The 9,498-nt window shown below is 29.7% G+C and carries 11 protein-coding genes; 4 read left to right on the top strand and 7 right to left on the bottom strand.

Annotation, left to right across the window (positions count from 1 at the left end; genetic code table 11):
- Together B4G36_RS00850 and lpdA are read left to right on the top strand one after the other, a co-directional pair.
- Nucleotides 1-224, top strand: a 224-nt coding sequence (locus B4G36_RS00850; protein ID WP_291061292.1) for a hypothetical protein, incomplete at its 5' end; no start/stop codon positions are given.
- 174 nt (nt 225-398) lie between these two features.
- Nucleotides 399-1,799: a dihydrolipoyl dehydrogenase gene (lpdA, locus tag B4G36_RS00845; protein WP_115000751.1), complete on the top strand. Its 1,401-nt coding sequence runs from the start codon at nt 399-401 to the stop codon at nt 1,797-1,799.
- Between the two features lie 196 nt (nt 1,800-1,995).
- On the opposite strand, the gene B4G36_RS00840 is transcribed toward lpdA, so the two are convergent.
- The gene (locus B4G36_RS00840; protein ID WP_291061290.1) at nt 1,996-2,739 is read right to left on the bottom strand and encodes a hypothetical protein; all 744 of its coding nucleotides are present in this window, start codon (nt 2,737-2,739) and stop codon (nt 1,996-1,998) included.
- A 71-nt stretch (nt 2,740-2,810) separates the two neighbouring features.
- Here B4G36_RS00840 and B4G36_RS00835 point away from each other — a divergent pair, with 71 nt between their 5' ends.
- Nucleotides 2,811-3,509: a pseudouridine synthase gene (locus B4G36_RS00835; RefSeq protein ID WP_291061288.1), complete on the top strand. Its 699-nt coding sequence runs from the start codon at nt 2,811-2,813 to the stop codon at nt 3,507-3,509.
- 113 nt (nt 3,510-3,622) lie between these two features.
- Nucleotides 3,623-4,216: a hypothetical protein gene (locus B4G36_RS00830; protein WP_291061286.1), complete on the top strand. Its 594-nt coding sequence runs from the start codon at nt 3,623-3,625 to the stop codon at nt 4,214-4,216.
- Between the two features lie 44 nt (nt 4,217-4,260).
- Here the strand turns inward: B4G36_RS00830 and B4G36_RS00825 are convergent, their stop codons facing one another.
- The 6 genes from B4G36_RS00825 to B4G36_RS00800 form a co-directional block, all read right to left on the bottom strand.
- Nucleotides 4,261-4,968 carry a ZIP family metal transporter gene (locus B4G36_RS00825; RefSeq protein WP_291061284.1) on the bottom strand — a complete coding sequence of 236 codons (708 nt, stop codon included), beginning with the start codon at nt 4,966-4,968 and terminating at the stop codon, nt 4,261-4,263.
- A complete protein-coding gene (locus B4G36_RS00820; protein ID WP_291061282.1) occupies nt 4,965-5,693 on the bottom strand; it encodes a class I SAM-dependent methyltransferase in 729 nt (242 codons plus the stop codon). The genes B4G36_RS00825 and B4G36_RS00820 overlap by 4 nt, the downstream gene beginning before the upstream one ends.
- A 5-nt stretch (nt 5,694-5,698) precedes the next feature.
- Nucleotides 5,699-6,079, bottom strand: a complete 381-nt coding sequence (locus tag B4G36_RS00815) for a Fur family transcriptional regulator (RefSeq protein WP_291061280.1) — start codon at nt 6,077-6,079, stop codon at nt 5,699-5,701.
- A 94-nt stretch (nt 6,080-6,173) separates the two neighbouring features.
- Entirely contained in the window at nt 6,174-6,983 is an 810-nt protein-coding gene (locus B4G36_RS00810) for a T9SS type A sorting domain-containing protein (protein WP_284583588.1), read from the bottom strand.
- 93 nt (nt 6,984-7,076) lie between these two features.
- Nucleotides 7,077-8,858 carry an aminopeptidase P family protein gene (locus B4G36_RS00805; protein ID WP_291061277.1) on the bottom strand — a complete coding sequence of 594 codons (1,782 nt, stop codon included), beginning with the start codon at nt 8,856-8,858 and terminating at the stop codon, nt 7,077-7,079.
- A 75-nt stretch (nt 8,859-8,933) separates the two neighbouring features.
- Nucleotides 8,934-9,498: hypothetical protein (locus B4G36_RS00800; protein WP_291061275.1), on the bottom strand; the 565-nt coding region annotated here is incomplete at its 5' end.

Raw genomic sequence — 9,498 nt, 5'->3', positions numbered from 1 at the left:
TTTTTAGGGAAGATTACATTATGAATAATTTTGTAACTAACTATGTTGTTGAAGGAAGTGCAGAAGAAATAATAGTAATTAGTTCTCCTCCAGCAATAGTTGCATTTCATGATACTAATGTTGGGTTTATAAATATTCCTCTATTAGATTTTATTGACATTTTAATAGAATGGAAAAATTTCCTGAATTCATTACCGTATAAACTTACTTTATCAGATCGGTAAAAATTTTTAAGTTTTTTTTAAAAAAATTAAGAACTTAAAACTATACCAATTGTATCAATACTATTCCCAATTAGCTAACAAAATTCATTATAATTTTATAACGAAAATCTATTCGATATTGGTTATATTTGTAGAGTTTAAATTAATTATAATAATAAATCAAAATAAAACTATATGAGTTCTTATGATGTAGCCGTAATTGGTGCTGGACCTGGAGGATATGTTGCAGCTATTCGCGCAGCGCAATTAGGATTTAAAACAGCAATTATCGAGAAAGAAAGTTTAGGAGGTACATGTCTTAATGTAGGATGTATTCCATCAAAAGCTTTATTAGATTCTTCTCACCACTATTACGATGCTGTAAATCACTTTAAAGAGCACGGAATCGAAATCGATGCTCCAAAAGTAAACTTCACTCAAATGATTGCTCGAAAAGCAGGTGTTGTAGATACTAACGTAGCTGGTATCAAATACTTGATGAGTAAAAATAATATTGATGTTTTAGAAGGTACTGGTGCTTTTAAAGATGCAACTCATATCGTTGTAACAGCTAAAGATGGCTCTACTCAAGAGATTGAAGCTAAAAATACAATTATTGCAACTGGATCAGTTTCATCTGAATTACCATTTGCACCAACAGATAAAACTCGTATCATCACTTCTACAGAAGCATTAGCTTTATCTGAAGTTCCAAAACACTTAATCGTTATCGGTGGTGGTGTTATCGGATTAGAGTTAGGATCTGTTTACTTACGTTTGGGTTCTCAAGTAACTGTTGTAGAATATGCAGACCGTGTTATTCCAGGAATGGATGGTGCTTTGTCTAAAGAGTTGACAAAAGTATTGAAAAAACAAGGAATGAAATTCCACACTTCAACTGGTGTAACTTCTGTTGTAAATAACGGAAATGATGTTACATTAAAAGCAACTTCTAAAAAAGGAGAAGAAATCGAAATTAACGGAGATTACGCTTTAGTAGCTGTTGGTCGTCGTGCTTTCACAGGATCTTTAGGTTTAGAAAACGTAGGAGTAGAGGTTGACGAAAGAGGTCGTATCAAAACAAACGATCACTTACAAACTAATGTTTCTAACATTTATGCGATTGGTGACGTTGTTGCTGGTGCAATGTTAGCACATAAAGCAGAAGAAGAAGGTGTTTTAGTTGCTGAGCAATTAGCAGGTCAAAAACCTCATATCAACTATAACTTAATTCCTGGTGTTGTTTATACTTGGCCAGAAGTTGCAGGAGTTGGTAAAACAGAAGAGCAATTAAAAGAAGAAGGAGTAGAGTACAAAGTTGGTTCTTTCCCTTTCAAAGCTTTAGGACGTGCTCGTGCATCTATGGATACAGACGGTTTTGCTAAAATTTTAGCTGATAAAAACACAGACGAAATCTTAGGAATGCATATTATTGGTGCTCGTGCTGCTGATTTAATTGCAGAAGGAGTTGTAGCAATGGAATTCCGTGCATCTGCAGAAGATTTAACAAGAATGTCTCATGCTCACCCAACATTCTCAGAAGCGATCAAAGAAGCTGCTTTAGCTGCTACAGACAATCGTCCAATTCACGCTTAATCAAATAGATTTAAGATAAATTCCTAAAAAGCTGTTCGTAAGAGCAGCTTTTTTTATAATTTTAAACTTTATAAACATCAAGAATGGAAAATATCACGACTTTATTCAAAGAAAATTGGGACACAATATTAATTACTGTTATATCAGTGATAACATTTTATTTTGTATTTAAATCGAAAGAACGAAAGAGAAGAAATTAATTTTCCTTAAAGTAAACTGGGTTTGGGTAAAGAAATTCATAATTAAATTCATCTTGTATTTTTTGACTTGAAATTATTTTTCCTTCACGACTTATAGAGGAAATAATTTTCTTATTTAATTGATATTCTAACACTTCTTCTTTAGTAGGATGTTCTGGTGAAACGATATTATAAATTGATGAATTTTTATTTGAATTAATCATTTTTTCGATCACTTGACAAACATCTAGATAATGTATATGATTGACCATTTGAGATAGATTAGAATGTTCTAAAGTTAAATATTTAGAAAGAAATCTATCGTTTCCCATTAGTCCGCCTAAACGTAAAATGATTAATTGATTATATTTTTCTTTTAATTGATTTTCAATTGAATAATAAGGATTATTTAAATGAATAGTTTCAATTGAATTTTCAAAAATAATTTCATTATTTTCAGGATAAATTGCTGTTGAACTAAGCAGAATAAGTTGATTATTATAATCTCCTAAAAAGTCAATTAAATGCTGAAATCTTTTCTGTAAATCGTCTAAATTATTTCTTCTTCCAAATGGAATTGTCACAATAACAAAATCATGATTGTGTTTAATTTTTTCAGATTTGTAATGATCAAAATCGATTGAAAAACAATTTTCTGCATCCGAAATACGTTTCGTAGTTTCAATCAAAAATTGCATTTCTAAATACTTTTCTAATCTTGATCCCAACCAACCTTTTCCAATAATCAATCCTTTTTTCATTCAATTTTATTAAACAATAAATATAAGGCTCTTCTATTTTCTAACCGAAAATAACTTTCTATTTTTGCAAAATGTTAGAAATTCTTTATCAAGACGAATATATTATTGCCATTAACAAACCGAGCGGATTGTTGGTTCACAAATCTTTTTATGCGCGTGATGCGTCTGTTTTTGCGGTTCAAGAATTACGCAATCAAATCGGTGGGCAACATGTTTATCCCATTCATCGTTTGGATCGTAAAACGTCAGGAGTTTTGCTTTTTGCTTTAGATAAAGAAAGTTTAAAAATTATGAACGATCGATTTGCAACACGCGAAGTTGAGAAAAAATATTTAGCTATTTTGCGTGGTTGGGCTCCCGAAGAAACGACGATAGATTATGATTTGACAAATGACGAAGGTTTAAAGCAAAATGCAATTACCTATTTTCATCGTTTGCAAACTGCCGAAATTGATTTAGAATATAACAATCATCCGACTTCACGTTATTGTTTGGTAGAAGCAATTCCCGAAACTGGTCGTATGCATCAGTTACGCAAGCATTTTCGTCATATTTTTCATCCAATTTTAGGAAGTCGCCCACATGGATGTAACAAACAAAATAAATTGTGGTTGGAGAATTTTGGATTGAAAGGAATGATGCTTCATGCTCATCAATTGGTATTTAATCATCCAATAACAAATGAACAACTAATTTTGAATGCTAAGATAAATGAAGAATTTTCTAAAGTTGGAGATATTCTTGGTTTGGATTTAGAAAAATATAAATAATCTTAATTAATATTTTTCAATTTATCATTTATATAAAATTTAAAATTTAGACGTTAAATAATTGAAATTGAGAATAATATTTCGTAAAATTGTAAGACCAAAAACTCTTGCTTATGAAACATTATTTTTACTCATTTTTTACTTTATTTCTTTTATTTAATTGTTCAGAAAATAAACCTGAAATCAAAAAGCTTACTCAACAAGAATTAACAGAAACAACAGAATTTAAAGAAGCTTCACCCGAAAAAAAACAATTATTTTCTGAACTTAAAACTTTTCAGAAAGATTTACAAAGTAAACAAGCGCAAAAAATTCCAGATTATTTGGATTGTCCAAAACGTATCGAAGAATTAGATTTGAATACCAAAAATACTGCGATTAGGACAGATGTTGAAGCAAATTCGTTTCGATTATCGACAAATTTAGTCACAGATAATTTTGATTTGATTTACAATGAATTAGATTTGAATATTATTAATGAAGCAATAAAATCTATTCCAGAAACGGATTTATTAGCAAATGATAATGTTTCAACCAATGTAAAAATTGGTGAATGCGATTATCATACTTCAATTTTGATGAAAAACAAAGAAGTTGAATTTGATATTAAATCAGCAACACCAAATTCTGAATGCAAGAAAGATCAAAAATGGAAATTTGTTTCGAATGGAGAAATTTTGGTTTTAGATCATCGAAAAATGTTATAATAAACGAAAAAGAAGTTCAAAATTGAACTTCTTTTTTATTATTTTTAATGTGGATGCACATGCATAGAAACGGTGAGATATGCTAGAATAAACCCGACTAAGATAGAACCGAATTTTTTCAGATTAAATTTGTGTCCTTCATTACTTTCGAACAAAAGTACAGTTGAAATATGTAAAAATATTCCCGAAACAATTGCGCTCATTTCCAAAGAATAATTAGAAATAATCGTATGTTTTCCTAAGAAATATCCCATTGGAGCAGCTAATGCAAACAAAGTCATAAACAGAAAACGTTTTGCGTTAGATTCTGTATGTTGACATAATGCGCTAAATAAAATCATCGAAACTGGAATATTATGAACAAAAATTGCCCACATAAAATTGTGAGATTCTGCATTTGCAACAGGGATTCCTTCTATAATTGAATGCAAAAACAATCCGCCAAAAATTCCGAAAGGAAATTGCTCTTTTTTGTGCAAATGAATATGTCCGTGCTCAACGCCTTTACTGATCGTTTCTAAAATATATTGCACAACAACACCTAATAAAACAAACAATCCTATCGAATGATGATTATGATTTTCAGATGGATGTCCATAAACTTGAGGCAAAATTTCTAAAACGGTCATCGCCAAGAAATATGCACCACTAAAGGTTAGTAGCAGTTTTGAGTTGTGTTTATTTTTGAGTAATATTCGAGAAAATAAAACTCCAATTAACACACTTGAAATTAAGATTAGACTTTCTTTCATTTGTTTAAAACTATAATTAATCGGTCAGAAGTTTGTTCATCAAAAGCATCGAGATTATAATTTCCAAATACTTTATCTAAAATAAAACCTTCTGTTTCGTATATTTTTTTGAAATCGTTGAAATAAATTAAACGAACAAACTCTTCAAAATGAAATGTTTCACCTTTATCTGTGAAATCAATTTCTTTTTTGATAAAACCATTTTCGACAGATTTTGTGATTTTGAATAAAATTCCATCAATCAGTTTTTCTTCATAAGGAATCATTGTCGAAACTATTTTTTCTGCATTCAAATAATCTAAAACAAAGATTCCATGCGATTTGATTTGTTGTTTTACAGCTTCAAAAACTTTAAAATTATCTTCATAATTCTCAAAATAACCAAAACTTGTAAAAAGATTGAAAACTGCATCAAATTCGTTTGGATGATAGACTTCGCGCATATCATGTTTTTCAAATTTTAAATATTCATTTTCAAATTGTTTGGCGTATTTGATACTTTCTTCAGATAAATCGATTCCTAAAACATCAAAACCTAATTTATTTAATGTAATAGCGTGTCGTCCCTTTCCACAAGCCAAGTCTAACACTTTTGCGTGCTGCGGAAGTTGTAAATAATTCGTGATTTTTTGAATAAAATCTTCAGCTTCTGTAAGACTTCTGTTCTTGTATAAAATATGATAATATGGCGAGTTAAACCATTTTACAAACCATTGTAAATCCATTGTTGTTATTTTTGGCAATTTGAGCAAGTTCCTGTGATGACGCAATTGCAATCTTGCATCGAAAATCCTTCGGGTAAATTAATTTTTATTTCTTCTTTCAAACAAATAAGTTGATTACAAGTTGTGCAACGAAAATGAAAATGATCGTGGTGGTGGTGTGTATGTTCACAACAGGTTTTGCACATCGCAAAATAATTTACGCCATCATCTCCCACAACTTTATGCATCATTCCGTCTTCGCAAAAATTATTCAGAATACGATAAATCGTTGCTCTGTCCATTTTTCCTTGCAACTGCGTTTCAATTTGTTCCTGATTTAATGCAGTCGTACACGAATTGAACAAATCAATAACCGCTTGTTTGGTTGGTGTATTTCGTCTTTTCATTTCTTAATGCAAATATGTTGCAATAATACAAATTTTATGGGAAATAAAAAATCCTATTCGAAAGTGAATAGGATTTTTTTGAAAATTGTTCAAATTAATTTTTGATGATTTTTGTGACTGAATTACCAATTTTAATTATATAATTCCCTTTTATTAAATCAGAAACATTCAACGAAATGTTTTTATCATTTGTGTTAAAAGACACATTTTTTATTAATTTTCCTGTCATGTCAAAAACTTTAGCTTCTGAATTCCCATTATTAGGATTATCTATTGTTAAAATTGAATTTACAGGATTTGGATAAATTTTTAATGAATTTGTTACAATATTGTTATCATTTACACTCAACGATTTACTTGGTAAAGTGTATATATCTGTGAATGCTTTAATACCTCTATATTCATCAGCCAAAGATTTTATAAGTAGCTTATTAACGCCTTCAGCTTCATCATGATATACTTGAATATATTTAGGATCTCCATCATGAAATTTATATTCATTATTAAATATTTTTACTATCTCTCCATCTTCATTGAAAATTTTTATTCCATAATTATAACTTCCATTGTACTCTCCTTCAAATAAAACTATAATATCCAATTTATCATCTAAATCAAATATACCTTTAGATAAGATATAAGAGTTTACAGTTGCATGAGGATTATTAATTATAATACCATAATTATTATGATTTTCAATATCAAATTTTTTGTAAAGGTTAAAATTTTTGTCAAAAATTTTAATAGGAGTAATTTGATTTGAATACCAACCAGTCGTGACATAATAAGTTTCTCCATTAACTGAGTAAGCAGATACTTCTTCTTCAATCGTTTTTTGTAATTCAATTTGTCCAAATAATAAGCTACTTGTAGCAAATGTTAATAAGTAGAATAGTTTTATCATAAAAAAATATTTTTGTAAAATAACATATAAAAAACCACTCTTTTTTACGGTTTTACGTAAAAAAGAGTGGTTTTAATTTTTTTTATGTAAATCTTACTTCGTAAAAGCTTCACATTTTTCTTTCAACCAAGCCGTTTCTTTTTCGTCTAAGAATGGAGAAATTTTCTCGAAAACAAATTGATGATAAGTATTTAACCATGTAATTTCTTCGTTTGTCATTAAATTAACATCAATCAAATTTTTCTCAATTGGGAAAACTGTAATAATCTCAAACTTCAAGAAATCACCAAATTGAGTTGACATCGCTGGTTGAACAATCATTAAATTTTCTATTCTAATTCCGTATTCACCATCGCGATACAAACCTGGCTCGTTAGAAAGTACCATTCCAGCTTTAAGTGGCGTTAAATTTTCTTCTAAACGAATACTTTGCGGCCCTTCGTGCACACATAAGAAATGACCAACACCGTGTCCAGTTCCGTGTCCGTAATTGAAACCGTTTTCCCAAAGTGCTTTACGCGACAAAACATCTAACAAAGAACCACGAGAATTAATAGGAAAAATAGCCTGCGATAAACCAATATTTCCTTTAAGAACTAAGGTATAATCTGTTTTTTGTTGTGTCGTTGGTTCTCCTAACATCAATGTACGCGTAATGTCTGTTGTTCCTTCCAAAAATTGTGCTCCAGAATCAATTAGCAACATTTCTTTTCGTCCTAATGTATAAGCAGATTCTGGCGTAGCAGAATAATGATTCATAGCACCATGATCAGCGTATCCACAGATTGTTCCGAAACTTGCGCCTTTACAATTTTCCTGTTGTAAACGGAAAAATTTTAATTGCTCATCAACTGTAACTTCATTAATGTTATTTTCGATATTTTCTTCTAACCACATGAAAAATTTCGTCAATGCAACACCATCTTTTACCATTGCATTTCTGAAGCCTTCTTGTTCGACTTCGTTTTTAACAGATTTTAGATTTGTTACTGGAGAAGCAACTAAATTAATTATTGAAGAAGTAGAAATGGCTTCATATAACGATTGATTGATTCGATTTCCGTCTACCAAAACATGTGATTTTTCGTTCTGATTTTTTAAATAATCATAAATCGCTAAATAAGGTTGAATTGTGATCCCTTCATTAGCTAAAGCGGCTTTTGTTTCGACAGTTACTTTCGCTTCATCTATAAATAAATACGCATTTTCCGTATCTACAGCAGCATACGAAATTGTCAATGGATTATAGTTAACATCATTTCCACGAATGTTAAATAACCAAGCAATTTCGTCCAACGAATTCATAATGTAAATATTTGTATTTGCTTTTTTCATTTCATTGCGTACTTCCGAAATTTTTTCTGAAGCAGATTTTCCAGCAAATTTTACATCATAAATATAGAATGGATTCTCTGGTAAAGCAGGACGATCTTGCCAAGCTAAATCAATTAAATCAATATTTTTTACTGAAAGTTGATTGAATGAAAACTCATTAAAATTTTCTGCAAAAGCATTGTGTGCAAACATTTGAGGATTAAGTCCTACAACTTCTCCTTCTTTTAATTGAGAAATAATCCATTCGTTGATAGAAGGAGTTTCTGGCATTCTCATTTTCATCAACTCAAAAGTCGTGTCTTTTAATTGATCTTCTGCCTGAATAAAATATCTCGAATCTGTCCAAACAGCCGCTTTTTCTAATGTAACAACTGCAGTTCCAGCCGAACCATTAAAACCAGAAATCCAAGTACGCTCTTTCCAACGATTTGGTAAATATTCGCTTCCATGAGGATCTGTTCCAGGAATTATTGTTGCGCTAATCCCATTTTGTTTCATAACTTCTCTCAAAGCTGAAAGACGATCTGTGATTTTTTCCATTTTATATCGAATTCTAAAAAGTTAAATTTTGATAGTCGAAAGGTACGAAGAATGAAATTGAAGAAAATTAAAATTTTATTTATAATTTATTATAATAGATTGAAATTGGTTTATTAAATCTTTATTTTTAGAATTAAAAATTTCATCTTTTAATTGAGTCATTTTTTCTTGGTTTTTTATAGAAAAGTAATATTCATATAATTGAATAGTGATATCAAGATTATTAGGGAATTTTTTTCGTCCTTTTTCTAAACTTTCAATGGCTAAATTTTCTTTTCCTAATTTGTTTTGTACCCAAGCTTTAATTAAGTATTGATCAGATGTGTTTGGTAAATAAGTTTCAAATAATTTTACAACAATTTCTAAATAATATTCATCATTATTGTTTCTTATTGGTGCCATAAATTTAATATACGGGTAGAAAACTTTTAATAATACTTGGCTATCTGCTTTATTAGTATCAGTTAAATTATACCAATTGTTCTTATTATTTTTAGCTTGAATCAATATAGCTTCAGATTCTTTTATAAAATTATCATACATATTTGAAATAAAATAGAAGTAGGTTTTCGTTGTATAATAATCGATTCTGTTGGGATTATTTTTTATTAATTTATTATGTAATCTTCCCCTTGTTAAG

Origin of the sequence: Empedobacter sp. UBA3239 (assembly GCF_002362875.1) — a bacterium.
Classification (GTDB): domain Bacteria; phylum Bacteroidota; class Bacteroidia; order Flavobacteriales; family Weeksellaceae; genus Empedobacter; species Empedobacter falsenii_B.
Note: the sequence above shows the minus strand (reverse complement) of the source record. Positions and strands in the feature narration are given on the sequence as shown.